At 71.7% G+C, this 22,513-nt stretch carries 18 protein-coding genes; 10 read left to right on the top strand and 8 right to left on the bottom strand.

The genetic code is table 11. The annotated features are described in order from the left end of the window. Positions 1–116: 116 nt before the first annotated feature. Positions 117–1,100: an endonuclease/exonuclease/phosphatase family protein gene (locus ACWDUZ_RS15530; protein ID WP_451632424.1), complete on the top strand. Its 984-nt coding sequence runs from the start codon at positions 117–119 to the stop codon at positions 1,098–1,100. A gap of 144 nt (positions 1,101–1,244) precedes the next feature. Here the strand turns inward: ACWDUZ_RS15530 and ACWDUZ_RS15525 are convergent, their stop codons facing one another. Further along, positions 1,245–1,655 (bottom strand): hypothetical protein, encoded by a 411-nt coding sequence (locus ACWDUZ_RS15525; RefSeq protein ID WP_451632326.1) that lies wholly within the window; start codon positions 1,653–1,655, stop codon positions 1,245–1,247. A 310-nt stretch (positions 1,656–1,965) separates the two neighbouring features. Between ACWDUZ_RS15525 and ACWDUZ_RS15520 the strand changes: the two genes are divergently transcribed. After that, entirely contained in the window at positions 1,966–3,714 is a 1,749-nt protein-coding gene (locus tag ACWDUZ_RS15520) for a SpoIIE family protein phosphatase (protein WP_451632325.1), read from the top strand. A 106-nt stretch (positions 3,715–3,820) separates the two neighbouring features. On the opposite strand, the gene ACWDUZ_RS15515 is transcribed toward ACWDUZ_RS15520, so the two are convergent. The 4 genes from ACWDUZ_RS15515 to ACWDUZ_RS15500 all read right to left on the bottom strand — a co-directional run bounded on the left by ACWDUZ_RS15515 (position 3,821) and on the right by ACWDUZ_RS15500 (position 7,833). Beyond that, positions 3,821–5,062, bottom strand: a complete 1,242-nt coding sequence (locus ACWDUZ_RS15515; protein WP_451632324.1) for a glycoside hydrolase family 6 protein — start codon at positions 5,060–5,062, stop codon at positions 3,821–3,823. A gap of 439 nt (positions 5,063–5,501) precedes the next feature. After that, positions 5,502–5,903: a cupin domain-containing protein gene (locus ACWDUZ_RS15510; RefSeq protein WP_451632423.1), complete on the bottom strand. Its 402-nt coding sequence runs from the start codon at positions 5,901–5,903 to the stop codon at positions 5,502–5,504. Between the two features lie 147 nt (positions 5,904–6,050). Beyond that, the gene (locus tag ACWDUZ_RS15505; protein ID WP_451632323.1) at positions 6,051–6,524 is read right to left on the bottom strand and encodes a carboxymuconolactone decarboxylase family protein; all 474 of its coding nucleotides are present in this window, start codon (positions 6,522–6,524) and stop codon (positions 6,051–6,053) included. Between the two features lie 205 nt (positions 6,525–6,729). Further along, a complete protein-coding gene (locus ACWDUZ_RS15500; protein ID WP_451632322.1) occupies positions 6,730–7,833 on the bottom strand; it encodes an ABC transporter permease in 1,104 nt (367 codons plus the stop codon). 380 nt (positions 7,834–8,213) lie between these two features. On the opposite strand from ACWDUZ_RS15500, the gene ACWDUZ_RS15495 reads away from it, so the two are divergent. Continuing rightward, positions 8,214–8,768 (top strand): TetR family transcriptional regulator, encoded by a 555-nt coding sequence (locus ACWDUZ_RS15495; RefSeq protein ID WP_451632321.1) that lies wholly within the window; start codon positions 8,214–8,216, stop codon positions 8,766–8,768. A gap of 153 nt (positions 8,769–8,921) precedes the next feature. Here the strand turns inward: ACWDUZ_RS15495 and ACWDUZ_RS15490 are convergent, their stop codons facing one another. Continuing rightward, positions 8,922–9,899 carry an RNA polymerase sigma-70 factor gene (locus ACWDUZ_RS15490; RefSeq protein ID WP_451632422.1) on the bottom strand — a complete coding sequence of 326 codons (978 nt, stop codon included), beginning with the start codon at positions 9,897–9,899 and terminating at the stop codon, positions 8,922–8,924. A gap of 248 nt (positions 9,900–10,147) precedes the next feature. Between ACWDUZ_RS15490 and ACWDUZ_RS15485 the strand changes: the two genes are divergently transcribed. The 6 genes from ACWDUZ_RS15485 to ACWDUZ_RS15460 all read left to right on the top strand — a co-directional run bounded on the left by ACWDUZ_RS15485 (position 10,148) and on the right by ACWDUZ_RS15460 (position 16,872). Continuing rightward, positions 10,148–11,848 (top strand): FAD-dependent oxidoreductase, encoded by a 1,701-nt coding sequence (locus ACWDUZ_RS15485; protein ID WP_451632421.1) that lies wholly within the window; start codon positions 10,148–10,150, stop codon positions 11,846–11,848. 104 nt (positions 11,849–11,952) lie between these two features. Next, entirely contained in the window at positions 11,953–12,699 is a 747-nt protein-coding gene (locus ACWDUZ_RS15480) for an SDR family oxidoreductase (protein ID WP_451632320.1), read from the top strand. An 838-nt stretch (positions 12,700–13,537) separates the two neighbouring features. Further along, the gene (locus ACWDUZ_RS15475; protein WP_451632319.1) at positions 13,538–14,599 is read left to right on the top strand and encodes a maleylacetate reductase; all 1,062 of its coding nucleotides are present in this window, start codon (positions 13,538–13,540) and stop codon (positions 14,597–14,599) included. A 67-nt stretch (positions 14,600–14,666) separates the two neighbouring features. After that, positions 14,667–15,536 (top strand): dioxygenase family protein, encoded by an 870-nt coding sequence (locus ACWDUZ_RS15470; RefSeq protein ID WP_451632318.1) that lies wholly within the window; start codon positions 14,667–14,669, stop codon positions 15,534–15,536. A 235-nt stretch (positions 15,537–15,771) separates the two neighbouring features. Then, a complete protein-coding gene (locus ACWDUZ_RS15465; protein ID WP_451632317.1) occupies positions 15,772–16,287 on the top strand; it encodes a flavin reductase family protein in 516 nt (171 codons plus the stop codon). A gap of 129 nt (positions 16,288–16,416) precedes the next feature. Further along, the gene (locus ACWDUZ_RS15460) at positions 16,417–16,872 is read left to right on the top strand and encodes a hypothetical protein (RefSeq protein ID WP_451632316.1); all 456 of its coding nucleotides are present in this window, start codon (positions 16,417–16,419) and stop codon (positions 16,870–16,872) included. Between the two features lie 90 nt (positions 16,873–16,962). Here the strand turns inward: ACWDUZ_RS15460 and ACWDUZ_RS15455 are convergent, their stop codons facing one another. Next, positions 16,963–17,556 carry a malonic semialdehyde reductase gene (locus ACWDUZ_RS15455; RefSeq protein ID WP_451632315.1) on the bottom strand — a complete coding sequence of 198 codons (594 nt, stop codon included), beginning with the start codon at positions 17,554–17,556 and terminating at the stop codon, positions 16,963–16,965. 323 nt (positions 17,557–17,879) lie between these two features. On the opposite strand from ACWDUZ_RS15455, the gene ACWDUZ_RS15450 reads away from it, so the two are divergent. After that, positions 17,880–20,663, top strand: a complete 2,784-nt coding sequence (locus ACWDUZ_RS15450; RefSeq protein WP_451632314.1) for an AAA family ATPase — start codon at positions 17,880–17,882, stop codon at positions 20,661–20,663. A gap of 193 nt (positions 20,664–20,856) precedes the next feature. On the opposite strand, the gene ACWDUZ_RS15445 is transcribed toward ACWDUZ_RS15450, so the two are convergent. Beyond that, a complete protein-coding gene (locus ACWDUZ_RS15445) occupies positions 20,857–22,377 on the bottom strand; it encodes a 4-hydroxyphenylacetate 3-hydroxylase family protein (RefSeq protein ID WP_451632313.1) in 1,521 nt (506 codons plus the stop codon). Positions 22,378–22,513: the final 136 nt, after the last annotated feature.

Here is a 22,513-nt window from a genome sequence, read left to right as displayed (position 1 = left end):
AGACCGGGCAGGACGGCGCAGGCCCCCGGGATGCCGGCACCGCCGCCGCTGCCGGGCGCGCGGGCACGCACCGGGGCGGCCCTACCGGGGCCTGGCGCGCGGGCATCCGCAGGGCGATGTCCGCCGTCTCCCGGCCGGACCCCTGGAAGCGCGGCCCGATGCTCGCCTCGCTGGCGTTGCTGCTGGGTCTGCTCATGCTGCTGCACGCGCGGATCACCGACCGCGGGGGTCTCGGCAGCCTGGTGGAGACCTTCCTGCCGTGGTTCGGGCTGTTCATCCCCGTGCTGCTGGCCGGAGCGCTGTGGCGTCGCGCCGCCTCCGCGGTGTTCGCGCTGCTGCTGCCGGCCGTGGTCTGGCTGAACCTCTTCGGCGCCCTGCTCGGGGACAAGACCCACCCGGGCGGCGACCTCACCGTGGCCGAGCACAACGTCGGCGGCGCCAACGCCGATCCGGCCGGCACCGCCCGCGACCTGGCCGGCTCCGGCGCGGACGTGCTGGCCCTGGTGGAACTGACCGAGCAGGCCCGGGGCACCTACGAGAAGGCGCTGGCCAACGCGTACCCGTACCACACGGTGCTGGGTACGGTCGGCTTGTGGAGCAGGCTGCCGCTGTCGGACACCCGACCGGTCGACATCAAGACGGACTACGGGCCGCTGGCGGACACCAAGCCGGTCGCCGTCAAGATGACCTATGCCCGCGCGCTGCGCACCACGGTCGCCACGGACAAGGGCCCGCTGGCCGTGTACGTGGCCCACCTGGGATCGGTGCGCGTGTTCCCCCGGACCGGCTTCTGGACGGAGAGCCGGGACCGCGGTGCCGAGGCACTCGGCGAGGCCGTCGCGGCCGAGCGGAACCAGCGGGTGGTGCTGCTCGGCGATCTGAACGGCACCATGGAGGACCGCGCGTTCGCCGGCATCACCTCGCGGATGCGCTCGGCCCAGAACGAGGCCGGGAAGGGTTTCGGCTTCACCTGGCCGGCGACGTTCCCGGTGGCGCGGATCGACCAGATCCTGGTCCGGGGCGTGACGCCCGAGAACTCCTGGGTGCTGCCGGCCACCGGCAGCGACCACCTGCCGGTCGCGGCCTCCATCAGCTGGTGAACGCGTGCGGGTCCTCGTCGCGGCCGTGGAGCGCGGAGGCCGCGTCGCCGTCGCGCTGCCGGACCCGGCCAGGGCCGCTCGTTCAGCTCTGCCGAGCCGGCGCGCGGCCCGGCCCGCCGCGAGGACCTGCGCTGGACGTGCGTGTCAGACGGGTGGGCATCCGAACCAGTTCACCGAGCCGTTTCCGGAGAGGTGGCCCAGGCACCGGATGGTCGCGTTGTGGCGGGTCCGGCTCCGGTCGATCCGTCCGTCCAGCGTGTCTCCCGCGTAGTGCCTCTGCACGAGGGTGTCGATGTGGACGGTGTACCAGCGCTGCCCGGAAGAGGGAATGCTGCAGCGGTGGGCGGTCAGGTTGCGGCTCGGCCCGTCGCTCCATATGTCCTGTTCGGCGCGTTCGCAGTGCGCGCCGCCGTAGGCTCCGGCGGTGCCGGCGCCGGTGCCGAACAGGGCCGCCGCGCCCGTGGTCACCGCCGCGGTGACGCCGAGCAGACGCTTGAGGGTGAGGCTCATCGATCGGTCCTCCTGCCAGGTGTGGTGACGGCGCGAAGTCGCCATGTCGTCCTTGGGCGATGGTCACACCGATCCGGTGTGACCGGCCTGTCGGCCGGTGGTGCGGTCCCCCGACCCGGTGGCGTCGGTGATGCCGATGCAGCAGCAGCGGTCGCGCCCGGACCGGGTTCGGAGCGATGGTGGTGGCCGGGAGGCTCGTCGTGGAGGCGGGACGGGTTCGGCATCGGACGCCGTGCCGAGCGCCGGCCAGGAACGCGGCGGCCCCTCTCGCGGGCATCGCCCATGCTCGCGAGGGAAGCTTGAAGGCAGCAGAGGAACTGCCGAGGTGCTCTCTTCGTGAGACGGGAGGCACGCCATGGCGGGCTCGGGAGGTCCGCAGGAACTGGTCGCCAGGGCCCTGGAGACACTGGGTACGGGTGCCTACCTGGTGGACGATCGGGGCATGATCGTCGCCGTGAACGGGTGCGGCGCACGGCTCCTGGCCCGTTCCGCCTCGGACCTCGTCGGCCAGGACGCCCACGACCTGCTGCATCGCGACAACCGTGGGCGACCCGTGCCGAGGGCCCAGTGCCGGCTCCGCGAGGGCATGCTCTGTGGCCGATCGCAGCGGGGTGACGACGCCTGGTTCGAGCGCGGCGACGGCACGCTGCTCCAGGTGACTTGGCAGACCGTTCCCTGCGACATCGATGAGGACGCCACGGCAGACCCGCCACCGGAGGCGTCGCGGAGCCCGGACGTCCCGGCCGGACGCGGTCCGTCGGCCACGGTCGTTCTCTTCGGCTCCGCCGGGCGCCCCGGGCCGGCCGAGAGCCTGCCGTCCGGCGGACGTCTCTCGGAGCTGGAACGGCTGGCGCTGCTCGCCGAGACGACCACCCTTCTCACCTCCACCCTGGACGTCCGCGAGGCGCTGCGCCGCCTGATCGACCTGGTCGTCCCCCGCCTCGCCGACTGGGTCGTCATCGATCTGCTCAGCGAACAGGACGACGTGTGCCGCTGGGCCGTCGCCCACGCCGAGGGCGGCACCGTGGCGTTCCGGCAGGACCTCGAGGGGCCCATGCCGCCGGTGCCGCAGGACTCCCCGATGCCCCTTTCGCGTGCTCTGCGCGGCGTGGCATCCTCTTTCGCCGGTCCCGACACCTACCAGGGGCCGCCCGACTCCGGCATCGCGGTGGAGCAGCGGCAGCTGTTCGAGGCGACCGGCATGCATTCGGCCGTCGTGGTCCCCATCCGCAGCCTGCACGACATGCTGGGGGCCCTCACCCTCGGCCGCGCCGACCAGCCCGAACGGTTCACCGCGGCCGATGCCGCCCTGCTGGAGGACATCGCGCGCCGCACCGGCCTCGCCCTGGAGAACGCCCGTCTCTACCAGCGTCAGCGCGCGGTCGCCGAGACCATGCAGCGCCATCTGCTGCCGAAGCTCCCGCGCACCTTCGGCTACCACATGACCGCACGCTACCTGCCCGCTCCGGACGCCTCCCAGGTCGGCGGCGACTGGTACGACGCGTTCACCCTGCCGGACGGCGCCACCGCGCTCGCCATCGGCGACGTCGTCGGGCACGACCTCGACGCGGCGGCCGGCATGTCCCAGCTGCGCAACATGCTCCGCGCATATGCGCAGTCCCAGCAGAGACCGCCGAGCAAGATCGTGGAATGGCTCGACCAGGCGATCGGAGACATCGCGGAGGTCTCCATGGCCACACTGGTCTTCTTCCGCATGGCCAAGAACGGTGCCGGCCGGTGCGAGCTCTCCTGGACCAACGCCGGCCATCCGCCTCCGCTGCTGGTCACCCACGAGGGCGTGGCCCGCTATCTGACCGACGGCCACGGGGTCCTGCTGGGCGTCATGCCCGAACAGGTCCGTCCCGACGCCGTGGTGGAGCTGCCCCCCGGGGCAACCCTGCTCCTCTACACCGACGGCCTGATCGAGTCCCCGCACCACGGCCTGGACGAAGGTCTGGGCCGCCTGCGCCGGCACGCCGCGTCGTTGGCCCACCGCCCCCTGGAGACCTTCGCGGATCAGGTGCTGGAGCGGGCCCGCCCTCCGGACAACGACGACGACGTGGCCCTGCTGGCCGTACGGCACGTGCCCGGCGCGTCTTGTTGAGACTCCCGCTCGGCGGCCCCTCGAGCATGTGGCACAGGCGGCGGCACGGCGCTCCGGTGTGCCCGGTGCCGTCCGTCACCAGGCACGTGGCGGCGTCGTCCACCGGTCACGGTCGGCGCAGCAGTGGGGGGTTGGCGTTGTGGACCAGTTCCAGGGCCTGCTGGGGGAACCACTGGCCGGCTGCCGGGTCCTGGTAGCCGCGCTCGGGGTCGTCGGGGCCCGCCGTGCCGCGTGTGCACTGCCCGTCCGACTCGCCGGGGATCTTCACCCACAGCTTGGCATCGGCCAGCGGGTCCCCCGTCCTGAGAGTGGGCCGGGCGCCGGCGCCGCGGCCGGGCGGGTTGCACCAGTCCTGCGGGTCGGAGTAGACACCGGCCGGCGGGGTCCACGGGCCCTGGCCATTGCGGCTGGTGTCGGTGACGAAGTGCTTCATGGCGGACGGCGCCGCGTGCACATTGGCGTCCAGCCACGCCTGGGCGTCGTTCACCGGCCACCACTGGTTGGGGCAGTCGGCCGCCGACCCGCCTGCCGACACGTGGCTCAGGCACGACGAGATCAGCTTGCCGTACCAGGCCAGTTCGCTGTCCGAGCGGTAGTTGGAGATGTTGAGGAAGAAGCCGGTGGCGTCGTCGATGCCGCCGGCGACCAGGCGGGGCACGATGTCGTTGACGCTGTGCCAGCCGCTGTGCCCGGCGTCCAGGTAGACCTTGGTCCCGGCCAGCGGTTCCAGGGCGTCCACCGCGTAGTGGATCTCCGTGTAGCGCTCGGTGGTCCTGCTGCCCTGCGCGTCGTCCTGGCCGCAGTCCGAGGGCAGCAGCGCGAGCGAGTCCGGCTCCAGAATGACGGTGGCGGGCAGGTTGCCGATGCCCGCGCGCACGGCGTCGATCCACGCCTTGTACTGCGGGGTGTCGGCGGCGCCGCCGGCGGAGTACTGGGCGCAGTCCCGGCCCGGGATGTTGTAGAGCGCGAGGACCGGCAGCGCGTGGTGCCGGGCCGCGTTCGCGACCGTCCTGTGCACCGACGCCCGCACCTCGTCGGGTGTGCCGTCGCCGTACCACACGGCCTGGGGGGTCAGCGTCATGGCCAGCACGCCGGCCGCGTCCTTGAGCTGCCGGTGCCGCACCAGGTCCAGAATCTGCCGGTCGGCGTCCGGGTTCGCGGCCGGGGTGTACAGGGAGACGGGCGGCGCCGTGTGCGCCGGCGCCGCGGCCTGGGCGGGGGCGCCGGCGAACGCGGTGGCGGCCAGCGCGGCGGTTGCCGCGGCGACGGTGAGCGGGCGGCGGGGTCCGCCGGTTCGGCCTGTTCTGCCGGTTGTTCCGGTGCTTCCGGCACGGTCGCGTGCGGTCATGCGGATGGCTCCTCGGATACGTAGGTGGCCGTGCCCGTTCACGGCAGTTCTGGGAGCGCTCCCATGAACGGCACCAAGGAATTAACCTCGCATCCTGGAGTGGCGTCAATCCCCCCGACGAGCTTCAAGAAGTGAACGCGCGGGGCCTTGTCGTGGTGACGGGGCGTCATGACATCGCAGGCGGAACCCGTTTGAGCCGTGCGGTTGAATGCACGTCAACTGCCGCTAAGCATTGGGTACTTCGCGCTGCCGGACGACGGAACGATCGCACGCGTCCAGAACGGCCGCGACCGGCAGCAACATTGCGTTCCTGCCGGTCGCGCTCCCCCCGACCGTCGCCCTCTCATGTCTCGCGTACGCCCTCGCTCCCCGTGCGGACCTCCCACGCGAGCGGGCCACTGATCCGTCCGGACGCCGCGGGTCCGTCCACGCCCGGAGGTCAGTCGGTGGGCCGCGGAGCACGCAGGTGGGCCCGCTGCTCCAGCTCCTGCTCGTCGACCACCGTGTACATCGGCTGGCCCGGCGCGCACATCATGACCACGACGAACTTGGACGGCGCGTCCGACAGGGCGTTGCCGTTCTGGTAGTGGATCTTGTCACCGCCGGGCTCCCACAGGATGTCACCGGCCTTGATCACTCGCTCCGGCTCACCTTCGAGTTCGAAGCGGATGGCGCCCTCGAGCACGTAGCCGAAGGCCGGTCCCGAGTGGCGATGAGGGGGCATTCCGGGGTCGCCGGGAGGCCACTCGACGAGGGTGATCATCGCCGAGGCGCCCTCGGGGATGAAGGGAGGCTTGATGTCCGCCAGCATCTTGGGACCGAAGCCGCCGTCCGAATTCATTTCCTGCATGGTGCTGCACCTCCTGGGATCCGTGCATACTCGTCCCGCCCCCGTGCGCCGGGCGGTGCCCGGAGGCCGCCTCTCCGCCGGAGGTCGGGACGGCGGGGAGGCGGACCGGGCAGGTCCGGCCGGGTCAAGTGCCCCGACTCAGCCGAACATGCCGACCTTGTAGCCGCCGGCCGGCTGCCGGGTGACGATGTTGATGCGGTTGTAGGCGTTGATGATGGCGATGAGGGAGGTCAGGGCGGCGAGCTGGTCCTCGTCGAAGTGCTTCGCGGCGGCCTCCCAGGCCTCGTCGGCGACCCCGCCGGCCGAGTCCGCGACACGGGTACCCTGCTCGGTCAGCTCCAGTGCCGCACGCTCGGCCTCCGTGAAGACCGTGGCCTCTCGCCAGGCGGCGACCAGGTTGAGCCGCACCGAGGTCTCCCCGGCGTGAATGGCCTCCTTGGTGTGCATGTCGGTGCAGAAGCCGCAGCCGTTGATCTGGCTGGCGCGGATCTCCACCAGGTGCTGAACGGTGGCCGGCAGCGTCGAACCCGCCAGCACCTTGCTGGCCGAGACCAGGTGCTTCAGCACCTTGCCGCCGACGGAATTGCCGTAGTAGTTGAGACGCGGATCCATGGCTCTTCACCCTTCCTAGCAGAATTGCCGTTACGCACTACTGACCGGACAGCCCGGCATGTGTGACACCCGAACCGTGTGACGCCGGTAACACGAACCCGCTCGGCCGTGAGACGCGGAGGAGCGGGACCGCCGTAGAGGGCGGGACGGCGCACCCCCACGAGGTGCCCGGAACCGGCCGGCGTGGATGCGGGCCGCGGAGGCGTCAGACGCCCACACGGGTGGGCTTGCCTCGATGGGCGACGTGGACGATGGCCGTCGACGCGGCGATCTGGTCGAGGCTGAAGATGGCCCCGATGCAGAACGCCACCCAGACGGAGAGGATCGTCACGCCGTCCCCGACGCCGTCGTTGTGGAAGTAGGCCAGCCCGTTGATGGCCCGCACTCCGACACCGGCGGGCATCACCGAGGCCAGGGGTTGCAGCCACCCGGGGAGGAAGGACGGGGGCAGGACCCCGCCGCTCGTGGCGTTGCCCATCACCAGCATGAAGATCGAGCCCAGTGGGACGCCGAGCGGCCCGAAGATGCGGATGAGCAGGACGGTTCCGGCCGCGACGGCGCCCGCCATCAGGGCGATGACGCCGGCCAGGGCGACGAAGGACGCCGGGATCGCGTCGAAGACGGTCCGCGCGATGAGTGCGGTGGCCAGTCCTCCCACGACCGCGAAGATCGTGAGGCTGAGGACGCGTTGCGCGAAGGACAGCCGGGGCGCCAGTTGGTACGTCATCTGGCCGAACAGGAATCCCGCCAGGACGAGCCCGAAAGAGGCGTAGAAGACGGACATGCCGCGGCTGTCCCCCCTGGACAGCGGGAGGATGTCCTGCACCCGCACCTTGCTTCCCCCGGGGTTCGCGGCATGGCCGAGCGGCGCGATCATCGCCTTGACGGCCAGACCGTTCGCACCGGCGTACAGGAGTCGGGGCGGGCCGGAGGTGTCGAGGTAGGCCGCGTACGCCTTGCGGTGCTCGACCGCCGATCTGGCGGCGTTCTCGTCCCGGTACCGCTCGACCTGGAACGCGTCGGGCGCCACCCGCTGCAACCGCACGTCGAAGAGCGCCGCCGCGCGGTCCGGGGCGGCCACCGCGACCGGCAGTCGGTGGGCCTTGGGCGTGTGGAAGGCGGCAAGAAAGACAGCGACGAACACCAGTCCGATGGTGAGCACGGTGACGACCGGGGCCAGCACCGCCTTGGGCCCGGTCAGGCCGCGCCGCACGGGCGCCGCGTCGGTGCGTGCACCCGCCCGGTGCCGGCCCTTGTCCGGGCCCGTGTCGGGCGTGTCGGGTGTATAGGCGTCTTGCTGCACGGCCACATCTCCTGGTGAGGCTCCCGAGGGAGGTTGGCGGGCCCCCCTCCGGCCCGCTAAGTCAGCAATCGCTGACATACGCGACTGTAGGGGAATGACGTGCCGCGCCGGTGAGCGGTCGCCACGAAGCCGGCTAGTAGTGACACGCCCGGAGGCCCGGCGATCGCGCCCCGAATCCGGGGCAGCCGAGCGGCTCGCCACTACTAGGCGGGGACGTAGGTACTGCCGTCCCCGTGACACGGCTCACGTCCGTGCGGCCTCACCTGGGCGCCTGGTGAGCGACCGCATGCGAGGAGTGCGACGTCCGGCGCGCCGGAGGCGACCGAGCCGTGGCAGAGTCGGCTGCGCAGGGTCGGGCAGACGGCAGAAGGAGGGACGTCACGTCGATGGGCGCCGAGAAGCCCGCACGCCGGAGGGACGCGGCGCGCAGCAGAGAACTATTGATCAAGGCCGCGGGCGAGTTGCTCGCCGAGCGCGGGTTCGAACGCACGACCGTGCGGGACATCGGTGAACGCGCGGGGCTCGACCAGGCCCTGATCGCCCGTTACTTCGGCGGCAAGAGTCAGCTCTTCATCGCCGTCTTGCGGGCCGAGGTGGGCGACGACATGCCGTTGGACCTGCTCCGTACCGAGCGGGTGCGGGAAGTACTCGAACGCGTCGGGCAGCGGGGTCCGGGCCCTATTTTCCAGGCCGCGGTCCAGCGTCCCCACGACACGGCCGTCGAGCGCGCGACACGCGAGGAACTCCAGCTCCGTATGGTCGCTCCCTTGAAGGAGGCCTTCGCGGAGCAGGGGCTGGACCGGCCGCAGCTGCGGGCCGAGGTGGCGACGGCCGCGTTCATCGGGGTGGTGTTGGGACGCGGCGCCGGTGCGTTCGAGGAATTGGCGGCGGCGGACCCGCAGGAGCTGCTGCCCTTGGTGCGGCGTCTGCTGAGCGACTGAGCAGCCTCATGGTGCCGATGGCGATCCGCCCGTTCGGCGGCTTCGAACCCGCACGCTCCAGGAGCTCCTCGGCCGCGCCGCCCGGGCGGTGAGCGGGCCAGTGCGTTCCGCATCACCGGCGCGCTGTCGAAGGCCGTGGTCACGCCTTCGGTGTCACCATGTGAGGCCGTCGCCGTACGTCTTTGAAAGCCAATGCGCGGCGGCCGGTCGCGACGGGACCACGGGAGCCGTCGCGCTGCACGGGTGGGATCCCAGGAAGGCTGCGAGCTTGCTCGGGTTCCATACCCACATGACCGTGTGGATGCCCTTCCGGGAAGCGGCTGTCGTCAGGAACGTGATGGGCTCGCCGTCTCGGTGGATCAGGACTCCGGCACGGCCGTTGGCCTCGACGGACCTGAGGTCCGCGCCGCTCCAGAACCGCCGCGTGGCGGTCGCCAGGTTCGCCACGCGAGCGCGGCCCAGCACGGGTACACGAGCGGCGCCGCGGATGCCGTTGCCGTCGGACAGGCTGACGGCATCGGAGGTGAGCAGCGCTTCCAGTGCGGCCATGTCCCCCGTTCGGGCCGCTGAGACGAAGGCGTCCAGGAGGCGTCGGTGTTCCGCCGTGTCCACGCTCTCCCGATGCTCGGCCGACAGACGCCTGCCGGCGCGGCTCACGATCTTCCGCACGTTGGCGACGCTGAGCTGAAGGATCTCGGCGATCTCGGGATAGGCGTAGTCGAACGCCTGGCGCAGTACGTACGCGGCACGCTCGGTCGGGCTCAGCTTCTCCAGCACCAGCAGCAGGGCCAGTTCCACGGACTCGGCGCGCTCCGCGCCCATCGCCGGATCCGCGCTCGTGTCGACGGGCTCGGGCAACCAGGGACCGACGTAGGTCTCCCGGCGCACGCGCGCGGATTGCGCGACGTTGATGGCCAGGCGGGTCGTGATGCTCGACAGGAAGGCTTCGGGACACACCACCGCGCAGCGGTCGGTCTTCTGCCAGCGCAGCCACACCTCCTGGACCACGTCCTCGGCCTCGACGGCGCTGCCCAGCACGCGATAGGCGATACCGAACAGACGAGCCCGGTTCTGCACGAAGACGGGGACAGCCGCCTCCAGGTCACTCGGCCCGGGGGACTTGCGGTACATCGTTTCGGCCACGTGACCAGGGTGTACGGGGGCGGCACCGGAGCGCATCGCATGAACGTGTGATTCGCCGCGCCCGGCCGCCCGGGTCTGTCCCGCGACGCCTGCCCGCCTGACGAACGGCCTGTGCGACGGTCCGGCCGCCCCGACCGGGGGGTGTCACAGATCCCGGGAGGTCCCGGTCGTACTGACTGACACCCCCCCGACCATTGGAGTGGACCGTGGCTCTCGTCGAACAACGTCTTTCCACCATGGTGCTCGTGATCGGCACCGGAGGTGCCGGGCTGCGAGCAGCGATCGAACTGGCCGAGGCCGGAGTCGACGTCCTCGCGGTCGGCAAGCGCCCCAAGGACGACGCCCACACGGCACTCGCGGCCGGAGGGATCAACGCGGCGCTCGCCACCATGGATCCCGAGGACACCTGGCAGCAGCACGCGGCGGACACGCTCAAGGAGAGCTATCTGCTGGCCGACCCACGGACCGTCCAGATCGTCACCCAGGGCGCCGCCCAGGGCATCGACGATCTGGAGCGCTTCGGCATGGACTTCGCCCGGGAGGACGACGGCCGGATATCCCAGCGCTTCTTCGGCGCGCACACGTTCCGGCGGACCGCCTTCGCCGGCGACTACACCGGTCTGGAGATCCAGCGCACGCTCGTCCGCCGTACGGAACAGCTCGGCGTCCCCGTGCTCGACGGCGTCTACATCACCCGCCTCCTGGTGCACGACGGCGCCGTCTTCGGTGCCTACGGCTTCGACCTCACGCACGGAACGCGGTACCTGATCCACGCCGACGCCGTCATTCTCGCCGCGGGCGGCCACACCCGGATCTGGCGACGCACGTCCTCGCGGCGCGACGAGAACACCGGCGATTCCTTCCGCCTCGCGGTGGAGGCGGGAGCCCGACTGCGCGACCCGGAGCTGGTCCAGTTCCACCCGTCGGGCATCCTCGAGCCGGAGAGCGCGGCCGGCACCCTGGTCAGCGAGGCCGCCCGCGGTGAGGGCGGGATCCTGCGCAACGCGCTCGGGGAGCGGTTCATGACCCGCTACGACCCCGACCGTATGGAGCTGTCCACCCGCGACCGGGTGGCCCTTGCGTCCTACACGGAGATCAAGGAGGGGCGCGGCACGCCCAAGGGAGGCGTCTGGCTCGACGTCTCCCACCTGCCACGGCAGACGATCATGACCCGGCTTCCCCGTGTCTATCAGACGCTTCTCGACCTCCAGATGCTGGACATCACGCGGGAACCGGTCGAGATCGCGCCCACCGCGCACTACTCGATGGGCGGGGTGTGGGTGCGGCCCGAGGACCACAGCACCGACGTGCGTGGCCTGTACGCCATCGGTGAGGCCTCCAGCGGACTGCACGGCGCCAACCGCCTCGGCGGGAACAGCCTCATCGAGTTGCTGGTCTTCGGCCGCATCACCGGGCAGGCGGCCGCTGCCTATTCGGAGTCCCTGACCGCGCAGCCGCGGTCGGCGTCGGCCGTGGCACAGGCCCGCGCGGAGATCGACGAACTCCTCAGGGCTGACGGACGGGAGAACGTCCGCGCCCTGCAGCGCGCCATCCGCAACACCATGACCGAGCACGCGGGAGTCGTACGCGACGAGCAGGGTCTGCGCACCGGGCTGGCGGAGCTCGCGGAGATCGAGAAGAGGATGGAGGACATCGGCGTCCACCCGGACATCGCCGGCTACCAGGACCTCGCGCACGCCTTCGACCTCAAGTCCTCCGCCCTGGCGGCCCGGGCCACCCTCGAAGCGGCGCTGGAGCGCCGCGAGACCCGCGGCTGTCACAACCGCAGCGACTATCCGGACCTGGATCCCACGCTGGGGGTCAATCTCGTGTGGTCCCCGACGACGGGCATCACCCGGGAGAGCATCCCCGCGATCCCGGACGCGATCTCCTCCTTGATGCAGGAGGTTTCGACCGAGGGCAAACTCGCCGAATAGGCCACCGAGGGCGGCGGCGGAATCTCCGACCGCGTGTCACAGGTGGAGCCGGTGCCCTGTCACTCCTAGGACAGACATCGGGCAACACCGGGAGGAACTCCGTCATGAAGGTCGTAGTGATCGGTGGAACCGGGCTCATCGGTTCCAAGGTGGTCGCCGGACTCGGCGAGCACGGACACGAGGCGGTCGCCGCCGCACCCAGCACCGGCGTGAACACGCTGACGGGCGAGGGTCTGGCCGACGTCCTTCGGGGCGCGTCGGTCGTGGTCGACGTCTCCAACTCCCCTTCGTTCGAGGACGAGGCGGTCATGGCGTTCTTCCGCGCCTCCACCTCCAACGTCCTCAAGGCGGAGTCCGAAGCCGCCGTGACCCACCACGTGGCGCTGTCGGTGGTCGGCACCGAGCGCCTCCAGGAGAGCGGGTACTTCCGCGCCAAGCAGCTCCAGGAAGAGCTGATCAAGGCGTCGGGGATCCCCTACTCCATCGTCCACGCCACCCAGTTCTTCGAGTTCGTGAACGGACTCGCCGACGGGATGACCGAGGACGGCACCGTGCGCGTGCCCGCCGCCGGGATCCAGCCCATCGCCTCCGAGGACGTGGCCGCGGCCGTCGCCCGCGCCTCGGTCGGCGCCCCGGTCAACGGCGTCGTGGAGGTCGCGGGACCCGAGGCGTTCCAGCTCGGCGACTTCATCCGCACCGGACTCACCGCCGGGAACGATCCCCGCAAGGTCGTCACGGACGCGCAGGCGCGCTACTGGGGTGCCGAGTTGCAGGAGGCCACGCTCCTGCCGGGGCCGGGCGCGCACATCGCCGAGACCACGTTCGCCGACTGGCTCGCACGGCAGAAGTGAGCAAGTCCCGGGGTGGCCTCCGCCGGCGGGTGGGGCCACCCCGGGCATGTTCGTGTCGCCGGCGGCGGCCGGCGATCTCGCAGAACCCCTGACCGAGTTCCCCGATAGCTCGCGGACCTCGACGAGCGGACGAGAGTCACCTCCACCGCTCCTCACCGGCTTGCCCGCCCCCGATCGAGCGGACCACGCGGCGCCGGCGTGCCGCTCGCGGATCGTCCGGATCCCGACCGAGCAGCACGAACTCCATGAAGCCGGGGGCGCATTCCGCCGCTGTGCGCGCGATGCGTCCTGCCCGTGGAGCGCTCACGCAGAGGCGAGCGGCTGCTCCTCGCCCGCCGTCGCACCTCCCTCACCGCGAAGACCGGTCCGCGGCCATGCCCTCGTGCGCCATCGCGACGAGGCCGCACCCCGCACCCGGTTCAAGGCGCCAATCACCAGTTCATGCGATGTGCGCCCTGCGCCGTCACATCGAAACTGACGGTGTCGGCGGACGGCCGGCGCACCTACGAAGTCCCGGACGTCACGGACGGCGGAGTCCGCGGCACGTACACCGCGGCGGCGAAGCCGCCGGCCGTGCTCGCAGCGCGGTCGGCGGTCCCGTCGCCCGCGGGTGACGGGGCCGCGTCCACCACACCCTCGTGGGTGCCGCGGCGTTCGCGTCCGTCCGATGGCACCGGGAAGGCCCCCGTGCACCTCCCGGTCGGCTCCTCGGCGGGCCGGCCAGGTGTGCCGGTCGCGCCTGCCGCCGACGAGGTGCGTCGGCGGCTGCACCCGTCACCACCGCCGTGTGCGGGAGGTGACGGGCGGGATGTGGCGGAGCGAGCTGAGGAGCAGGGCAATGGACGGGTTCGTGCACCAGGGGCAGATCACCCGGGTGGTCTTCGGCAGCGGCACACGGCTGCGCATCGGGAAGGAGGTCGCCGCCCTGGGGTGTGAGCGGGCGGTGGTGCTCTCCACACCCGGTCAGGCCGCCCAGGCGGCCGCGGTGCGGGAGACACTCGGCGACATGGCCGCCGGCGTCTTCGCCGAAGCGGCCATGCACACACCGTCGGACGTCACCCGGGCGGCCGTCCGTGCCGTGACGGCCCTGCGGGCCGACTGCCTGGTCAGCGTGGGCGGCGGGTCGGCGATCGGGCTGGGCAAGGCGGTGTCGCTACGCACCGGGCTCCCCCACATCGCGCTTCCGACCACGTACGCGGGCTCTGAGATGTCGCCGATCCTGGGCGAGACCGAGGGCGAACGCAAGACGACCCGTCGCCTGCCCGAAGTGCGGCTGAAGACCGTGGTCTACGACGTGGACCTCACCGTCACACTCCCGCCGCACATGGCGGCGGCCAGCGGACTCAACGCGCTCGCCCATGCCGTGGAGGCCCTCTACTCCGAAGACGGTGATCCGCTCGCCTTCCTCATGGCCGGAGAAGCGCTGACGGCGCTGGCGGCCCACCTCCCCGGTGTCGTGGAGCGACCGGACGACGTCGAGGCCCGCGCCGGGGCACTGTACGGAGCCTGGCTGGCCGGGGCCTGTCTGGGCACGGTCGGCATGGCTCTGCACCACAAGATCTGTCACGTCCTCGGGGGCACGTTCGCACTGCCGCACGCCGAGACCCACGCGGTCGTACTGCCGCATGTCGTGGCGTTCAACGCGCCGGCCGCGCCGCGGGCGATGGCCCGGATCGGCGCGGCGCTGTCCGCCGCCGACCCGGCGACCGGCCTGTGGGAGTTCGCCGGGCGGCTCGGGGTCCCCCGGTCGCTGCGCGAACTCGGCATGCCCGAGTCGGGCCTTAAGGCGGCGGTCGACCTCGTGCTGGAGAAGGGCTACTGGAACCCCCGCCCGGTGGACCGGCTCGCCGCCACCGGGATCCTCACCCGCGCCTGGCGCGGGACCGCACCGACCCAATGACCTCGAAGAACGCCCGCCTGCCGCGGCCCGTGGTCCGCGGTGGCGAACCACAGCAAGGGAGAGATGCATGCGAGACCTGGACAGCACGAACATCACCGGCGAAGTGATCGCGGCCATGGCCGCGACCGCGGACCCGCGGGTGGCACGGATTCTCGGCTCACTCGTTCGTCATGCGCACGACTTCGTCCGTGAGGTCGGGCTGACCGAGGAGGAGTGGGCCCAGGGTGTGGACTTCCTGACCCGGACGGGGCAGCTGTGCTCACCGCAGCGCCAGGAGTTCATCCTCCTGTCCGACGTTCTCGGCATCACCATGCTCGTCGACGCGATCAACCACCGCCGGGACGGCACGGCCACGGAGAACAGCGTGCAGGGTCCCTTCTTCCGGGAGGACCGGCCCTCGAGCGAGTCGGGGGACGACATCTCCGGCGGACTCGCCGGGGCTCCCCTCTTCTTCGACGGCCTGGTGCTGGACGAGCGGGGCGAACCGGTGGCCGGAGCCGCCGTGGACGTCTGGCACAGCGACGGATCGGGCCACTACGACGTGGACGTTCCCGGGCTGACCCAGCCCGCCATGCGCGGCCTGTTCCGGACGGACGCGGAGGGACGTTTCGCCTTCCGCTCCGTCCGGCCCGCCAGCTATCCGATTCCCGGAGACGGCACCGTGGGCGAGCTGATGAAGGCGACCGGACGCCCGCTGATGCGCCCCGCCCACATCCACCTGGTCATCGAGGCGGCCGGATACCAACGGGTGACGACCATGCTGTTCCCCTCGGACGACCACTACCTCGACCAGGATCCCGTCTTCGGCGTCAAGCAGTCGCTCGTCGCCGAATTCACCACCTACGCCGCGGGGACCGGCCCGCACCAGCAGTCGACGGACGAGGCGTACACCGCCATGCGGCACACCTTCGTCCTGGATCCGCTGCCCCGTCGCTGACCGCCCGGCGCCCAGGGCGGGACACCGCATCCGCGTCCTGGGCCCGCCGGCACAGCACGCTCCAGGAACACACGGCCACGTGCTCGCGAAGGCGCACCGGGCCGGCCCGGACACCGAGCCGGCCGGTCCCGGCCCCCGAACACGCTCGCGACCGACGCTCTCCGTCAGCCGACGGACGTCCACACGCTCTTTCACCGTTCCTCGGCAGCCAGCCGAGCCTTCCACGGAGGCACCCATGCCCGCACCCCTCGATCCGACCGCCGCGTTCCGAGCCACCATGGGCCGGCTCGCCACCGGCGTGAGCGTGATCACGACGCACAACGGGAACGACCCGATCGGCATGACGGCGAGCGCCGTCGCGTCCCTGTCGATGGACCCGCTCCAGCTCATCGTCTGCATCGCCAGTCACCTGTACACGTGTGAGGCCATCACCGGCGCCGGACGGTTCGCGGTGAACGTCCTCGGCGAGGGCAGCGAGGACCTGGCGATGAACTTCGCCGTCTCCAAACCCGACAAGTTCGCCGAAGTGGACTTCCACTCGGAACACGGCGTACCGGTTCTCCGAGAGGCCATCGCCTACGTCGTGTGCGACGTCGCGGCGGCGCTGCCCGGTGGCGACCACACCATCTTCGTGGGCGACGCCCAGCACTTCGAGCACCGGGAACAGGCGCGTCCGCTCCTGTACTTCGCGGGCGGGTTCCGCAGCATGCGGCGTGCGCCCCGGGACACCGCGTCCGTGGGCGGCCGCTGACCGGTGGGCGAAAGCCGCACACCACCGTGGGCTTCGCGGGCGGGTGGACGGACGGCACCGTCCGTCCACCCGCCCGCGAGGCGTTTCCCAGCGCTCCGCGTCCGGCGCGGCGAAAGAGAGGTGCTCGACATGCCGGTACCCGGGTACCGACGGCAGCTCCAGGCGGTCGTCTCCGGCAGCGCGACCCCCTACGGCTACACGCTGACCCTGTGGACCGCCACCGCGGTGACATCGGCGGTCCGCGGTGAGCCGCGGGCCGTGGACGCGGTGGCACTCCTGATCGGGGCGACGCTGTCCTTCGTGGCCGTGGGCGCGTGCGCCGCCGGCGGCCTGCGCCGGCCGATCGGCCCGCGGGCCGCGGGACCGACTCCGCTCTGGGCGGCCTTGCACCTGCCGTCGGCGGGCGCCGGGATGCTGCTGTGCCGGCTGCTCGCCTCCTGCCTCTCGCAATGGCTCCTGTGGACGGCGGTCGGTGCGGTGAGCACGACCGCCTACCTCCTGGGCGTCGCCGCACAGTTCTGGTACGCCGAACGTCATGGCGCCGAGGCCCCCGCACGGCCCGAGGACGCTCAGCACGCGTCCTGACACGGCATGCGGCCGCCGCCTCCCTCGAGGCGGCGGCCGCATGCCGTGTTGTCCTGGGCGCGGCTGGTGCGTGGCCGCACCGGCCGAGGATCAGACGGTGGTGAAGACCTCGTCGTACGCGAGTCGGGGCAGGCGCGCCTGCCACGCGTTCTCGCCGGGCTTGCCGATGTTCACCACGGCGAGGACCCCGTGTTCACCGTCGGGGAAGAACTCCTTGTCGATCCCCTCGGCGTCGAAGCCCGTCATGGGTCCGGCCGCGAGTCCGGCGGCGCGGACCCCCACGATGAAGTACCCCACCTGGAGGGCGGCGTTGAGCCGCGCGGACTCCTCCCGCGCCGGCCGCTCGGCGAAGAAGACGTCCTTGGCCTGCGGGAAGTGCGGGAACTGACTCGGCAGTTCCTGGTGGAACTCGTAGTCCGCCGCGAGGATGGCCACGAGCGGTGCCGAAGCGGTCTTGGCCCGGTTGCCCTCGGCCATGTGCTCCAGAAGGCGTCCGCGGGCCTCGTCCGACCGGACGAGGACGACACGCAGCGGCTGCTGGTTCATGGAGGTCGGGCCGAACTTCACGAGGTCGTGGATGGCACGCACCTGTTCGTCCGTCACCGGCTCGTCCGTGAACGCGTTGGCCGTGCGTGCGTCACGGAACAGAAGGTCTTGGGCCGCGGAGTCGAGTACGAGAGACATGGGCACCTCTGAAGGGATTCGGGAACGGAAGAGGGCGGGCTCGATGTCCTACGGGACCGACGCACATCGCCCGACATCGCCAGTGTGGGCAAGGCGGCTCCCGGTCACATCGCATGAACTGGTGATTCGCGGGGGACGGCGGTGCGCTCGCCGCACGCCTCCGGAACGGCCCGCACCCTCGCTCGGGCGGGTGCCGGCGAGGCGTTGTCACCCGGGTGAAGCCGGGACGGTGTGCAGCGCCCGGCGCGGTGGATCCGGCATGCTGGACCCATGCGGAACGAAAGGATCACCGACCGGTCTCCCGACAGCACGGGCCGAGGGTGATGACGGCCTCCCCCCTCCGCGGCCGGGACCGCGAGCTCGCGGTCCTGCGTCAGGCCCACACCGCCGTGCGCGACGGCGGTGGCCGGTGCCTGCTCGTCGAAGGCGCCCCGGGTGTTGGCAGGACGAGGCTGCTGCGGGAAGCGGTGCGGATCGGTCGCGCGGAGGGCTTCGAGGTCGTCCGTGTCCAGGCCGACGAACTCGACCAGTACGCCTCGCAGTCCTCGCTGCTGGCCGCGCTGCGGGAGACCGGCGAGGCCGACCGCGACGGCTTGGAACAGGCGGTCCCCGAGGAGCCGTTCTGGGTCCTCGACCGCATCGCGGAGATCCTCGAGCGCCTGGTCCGGCGGGCCCCGGTCTCGGTCGTGGTCGACGACGTGCAGTGGGCGGACCCCACCACCCTGGCCGCGCTGCGCGCGCTGCCGAAGCGGCTGGCCGGCTCACGGATTCTGTGGATCTTCGGCATGCAGACCGCCAGCGAACGGTCCCTGGCGCGCCGGGCACGCGACCACTGGGAGGAGAACGGGGCCACGCGGCTCGTCCTGCGGCCCCTCGGCACGGAGGCGATCACGCAGATCGCCGCAGACCTTCTCGGACGTGCCCCGGAGTCCGGGCTCGCTCCGCTCCTGCGGGACGTGCACGGCAACCCCTTCCTCGTCGTCGAGCTCCTGGGAGCGCTGGAGCGGAGCGGAGGCCAGGCTCCGCTCACCGGCGGCCCACCCGTCCCCGCCGATTTCCGGCGCACCGTCCACCGGCGACTCGGGGAACTGCCCGAGGACGCGATGCGGCTGCTGCAGATCGGTTCGGTGCTGGGCAGGAGCTTCGACCTCACGACGGCCGCCCGGATGCTCGACCGCCGGGTCGCGACGCTCCTGCCCGCGGTCGGCGCCGTGCTGAGCGCCGAACTGCTGGCGGAGGACGGCGACCGTGTGGCCTTCCGGCACGAGCTGGTGCGCCGCGCCGTGTACGAGGAGCTGCCCCGGCCCATGAGATCGGCTCTGCACCGGGAGGCCGGAGAGCTTCTGGGCACCGCGGGCGCGCCGTCGGCCGAGGTGATCCGGCACGTCGTGCTGGGCGGGGGGCCACTGGACCGGGAGGCGATGCGGACACTGCTGCGGGCGGTGCGCGACATCGCCGCGACGGTGCCCGAGGCCGCCGCCGACCTCGCGCTCGACGCCGCGGACCGGCTGCCGCCGAGCGACCCGCGCAGGATCGAGCTACTGACCGAGGCGGCGTACCAGCTCACCGGGACCCACCGGATCCTCGAAGCCCTCCACCTGGTGAACAGCACGCTCTCCGAGGACCTGGCCGCCGCACAGCAGGCCGCCCTGCATCTGGTCGCGGCCGAGATCCACCAGGCGACGGGAGACGACGCGACGGCCATGGCGCACACCCGCCTCGCGCTCGCGCTGCCCGGCCTGCGCGAGGACCTGCGCACCCAGCTGCTCAAGACGCAGGGCACGGGACTGGTGTCGACGGGCGAGTTGGTCTCGGCCGAGGCGATCGGCGGCATGCTCGTCGAGGGCGCCCGCAGGAGCCGGGACACCGCGGTGGTCGTCAGCGCGATGGTCTTCCAGTCCCAGATCTCGTTCTACCGCGGCCGGCTGTCCGAGTCCGTGGATCTCGCCGAGCAGGCCCGGCAGCGGTCGGACGCCGAACCACACACCATACGGTTGCGCCCGCCGCGGGTACCGGCGCTGTGGCTCGCCACGGTCCTGACCGCCACGGACCGCCTGGACGAGGCCGAACGGACCCTGCGCGAAGGCCGACGCCAGGCCGAGGCGATGGGGCTCGGCTGGTCCTTTCCGCACTGGTACGTCCACCGCGCCTTCGTGCTGCTCGAACGCGGTGCCCTGGACGACGCGGCCGTCGAGGCGGAGGCGTGCCTGGCGGTCGCCGACGAACTGGAGATCACCCGCGCGGTCCCGCTGGCGCGGGCGGTGCTCGCCGATGTCGCCGTGCGCCGCGGAGACCTGTCCCAGGCCCGGACGCAGCTGCGGACCGCCGAGGCGACGGCCGGCATCGCGAACCCCCCGCACGGTCCCTGGCTGGCCTTGGCCAAGGCCGCTCTGCTCGACGCGGAGAACCGCTCCCGGGAGGCGGCCGCGCTCACCCGTGGATTCGGCACGGGTCCGGCGTGGCTGCCGTCCGTACCGCCCGGCCACTGGCCCCGGCTGGCGCGCATCGCGCTGCGGGGCGGCGAGCGGGAGGCGGCGGAGGCGATCCTCGAGGTGTCGCGACGCATCGCCGCCGAGGGAGGCACACACGTCGTCACCCGGGCCGTCCACGCTCATGTCCAGGGCCTCGTCGAGGGCAGCCCCGAGCTGCTCCGGGCCGCCGTCCGGGACTACCGGCAGGGACCCCGGGTCCCGGCCCTCGCGGCCGCCCACGAGGACCTGGGCCAGGCCCTCGCCGGCGAGGGCGCCGTCGACGAGGCCGTCCAGGAGCTGCGGGAGGCACAGGTCCTGCTGCGGCGATGCGGGGCTTCCCGCGACCACGACCGGGTACGGCGGCGGCTGGGCGACCTCGGTGTGCGGGCCGCTCCCGGACCGCACCGCCCGGCGGCCACGTCCGGGTGGGACAGCTTGTCGGAGTCGGAACTGAGGGTCGCGCCGCTGGTCGCGGAGGGACTCACCAACAGGGCCATCGCCGAACGCCTGTATCTGTCGGTCCACACCGTCAACACCCATCTGCGCCACATCTTCACGAAGCTGGGCATCAACACCAGGGTCGAACTGACCCGGCTGCTCGTGGAGCGCGAGGCCGGGGACCCGCCGAAGGCCTGACCCGCCGATCACCCGGGTGAATCGGTGCGGCCGGTCCGGTGCTCACCCCGGCACGACGCAGCACTCCCCCGTCGCGCGCGTCGACCCGGAGGAGCCTGGGGCGACCTCGGCGACCGGGCGGTGCCCGGCAGGACCATACGGCCCGGGGCCGGGACCGACGGTGTCGGTCCCGGCCCCGGGCGCGCTGCTACGGTCAGGACGCGTCCTGTCGGCGTGCGTAGTCCGCCTGCGCCATGTACTCGGTGTCCTGCGTGTCCTCCCGGGGCAGCTCGATCCCGCACACCTGGCGGGCCAGGTCGGCGATCGGCCCGTTCGGGGACAGCTCGGCCCGCTTCATGGTGAGAGTCCGAATGGCCAGCAGCGGAGTGCCGTTGAAGTTCTCGAACACGGCGATCCGGTTGCCCCAGTCGGAGAGGAACAGGTCCCGGATCACCCGGCTGATCTTCATCCGGTCGTGCGGCCGCCCGACCGGGCCCGTCTGCAGCGCCCGCAGCCACGGCCCGAGTTCGGGGCGCTGCCACTGTCCCTCCGTGGGGAAGATCAGCGACGCCCGGCCCGCCAGGTCGATGATCTCGTTCACCATGGTGCCGACGTTCTCCAGGTAGAAGGCGCGGCCGAAGTCGAACATCAGGACGTTCGGCTTGTAGAGGCCGCCCGGAGTCGTGAAGCCCTCCTCCTCGGAGGCGACGACATGGGCCTTCAGGGTCTGGTGGAACTCGGCGAACTTCGCCAGCCGGGTCTGGACCGGCGGCAGCTGATAGGTGCCGATGTGCTCCGTGATCAGCAGGGCCAGCCCCAGCATCAGCTCGGCCCGCACCATCTGCCGGACCAGCGCCTGGTAGTGCAGCCAGTCGAAGACACGCTGCGGGTACAGCGAGGCGTGCTTCGGGTTGCCGATGTGGAACACACGGTTCCAGGGAATGAACACGTCCTCGAACAGCAGGACGGCGTCGAGTTCGTCTCCCTGCGAAGCGAGGGGGTGCTCCTGCTCCTCGCCGTCCCGGACATTGCTCTCACGGCAGATGACGGTCACGCCCGGGGCGTTCGTGGGGACGGCGCCGAAGATCACCTGCTCCGACTGGATGCCCGGCCGGAAGAACACTCCGATGTGGATCCAGTCGCCGAAGGCCGCTCCGGTGCTGATGGCCTTCACGCCCCGCACCGTGATGCCCTCCTCCGAGGTGGCGACGACACGAAGAGCCGGAGACTCGGCCTGGGCCGATTCCCGGGACCGGTCCGTCTGCGGGTCGACGAACGCCGGCGTGGTGTTCAGGTCTCCGTCCCGGACGAGGTTCCAGAAGTCGATGATCCCCTCGGTCAGGTCCCGGCCGTCCGTGCCGACGGACTGGCTGCTCCAGGGCTCGGGGTCGTCGACGTAGGTGATCAGCACGTAGTTGTTGACATCCGGGGTACGGGGCGTGGATCCGCCCCCGAGCTCCCGCAGCACCGTCTCGATGTAACGGCGCTTGCGCCGCAGGTCGTCCTTGGAGCGGTGCTGGAACCACATCATCGACCGGCGCCGGCCCTCGTCGTCCACGAACGTCATGACGTCCGCCAGGTCGGGGCGGTGGTGCAGGTCGTAGAACTCCGCGATGCGCTGTGCGTACGCCCGCGTCTTGGGATGGGTGGCCACGTTGTCGATGAGCTCGTCGCCCACCCACACCTTGCGGCCGTCGTTGAGGGCTGCCAGGTAGTCCTTGCCGGTTCGCAGCACGTCAGGCTCCTCGAGGTCGTCGGGGTCGTTCCGGTCGTCGGGAAGGGAACGACCCGATGGTGGACGCCGACGGGGTGACCGGCGCGCCCCGGCCGGGCAATCACCCGGGTGATACGCGGTGGTCTCCGGGCCCCGC

Source organism: Streptomyces sp. NPDC003393 (genome assembly GCF_053589015.1).
This window is presented reverse-complemented; position numbering and strand designations above follow the sequence as displayed.

Bases quoted from the DNA above. Each gene is read 5' to 3' on its own strand.
- ACWDUZ_RS15530 (WP_451632424.1), top strand. From the start codon at position 117: ATGTCCGCCGTCTCCCGGCCGGACCCCTGGAAGCGCGGCCCGATGCTC.
- ACWDUZ_RS15525 (WP_451632326.1), bottom strand. From the start codon at position 1,655: ATGGCGACTTCGCGCCGTCACCACACCTGGCAGGAGGACCGATCGATG.
- ACWDUZ_RS15520 (WP_451632325.1), top strand. From the start codon at position 1,966: ATGGCGGGCTCGGGAGGTCCGCAGGAACTGGTCGCCAGGGCCCTGGAG.
- ACWDUZ_RS15515 (WP_451632324.1), bottom strand. From the start codon at position 5,062: ATGACCGCACGCGACCGTGCCGGAAGCACCGGAACAACCGGCAGAACA.
- ACWDUZ_RS15510 (WP_451632423.1), bottom strand. From the start codon at position 5,903: ATGAATTCGGACGGCGGCTTCGGTCCCAAGATGCTGGCGGACATCAAG.
- ACWDUZ_RS15505 (WP_451632323.1), bottom strand. From the start codon at position 6,524: ATGGATCCGCGTCTCAACTACTACGGCAATTCCGTCGGCGGCAAGGTG.
- ACWDUZ_RS15495 (WP_451632321.1), top strand. From the start codon at position 8,214: ATGGGCGCCGAGAAGCCCGCACGCCGGAGGGACGCGGCGCGCAGCAGA.
- ACWDUZ_RS15490 (WP_451632422.1), bottom strand. From the start codon at position 9,899: ATGTACCGCAAGTCCCCCGGGCCGAGTGACCTGGAGGCGGCTGTCCCC.
- ACWDUZ_RS15485 (WP_451632421.1), top strand. From the start codon at position 10,148: ATGGTGCTCGTGATCGGCACCGGAGGTGCCGGGCTGCGAGCAGCGATC.
- ACWDUZ_RS15480 (WP_451632320.1), top strand. From the start codon at position 11,953: ATGAAGGTCGTAGTGATCGGTGGAACCGGGCTCATCGGTTCCAAGGTG.
- ACWDUZ_RS15475 (WP_451632319.1), top strand. From the start codon at position 13,538: ATGGACGGGTTCGTGCACCAGGGGCAGATCACCCGGGTGGTCTTCGGC.
- ACWDUZ_RS15470 (WP_451632318.1), top strand. From the start codon at position 14,667: ATGCGAGACCTGGACAGCACGAACATCACCGGCGAAGTGATCGCGGCC.
- ACWDUZ_RS15465 (WP_451632317.1), top strand. From the start codon at position 15,772: ATGCCCGCACCCCTCGATCCGACCGCCGCGTTCCGAGCCACCATGGGC.
- ACWDUZ_RS15460 (WP_451632316.1), top strand. From the start codon at position 16,417: ATGCCGGTACCCGGGTACCGACGGCAGCTCCAGGCGGTCGTCTCCGGC.
- ACWDUZ_RS15455 (WP_451632315.1), bottom strand. From the start codon at position 17,556: ATGTCTCTCGTACTCGACTCCGCGGCCCAAGACCTTCTGTTCCGTGAC.
- ACWDUZ_RS15450 (WP_451632314.1), top strand. From the start codon at position 17,880: ATGACGGCCTCCCCCCTCCGCGGCCGGGACCGCGAGCTCGCGGTCCTG.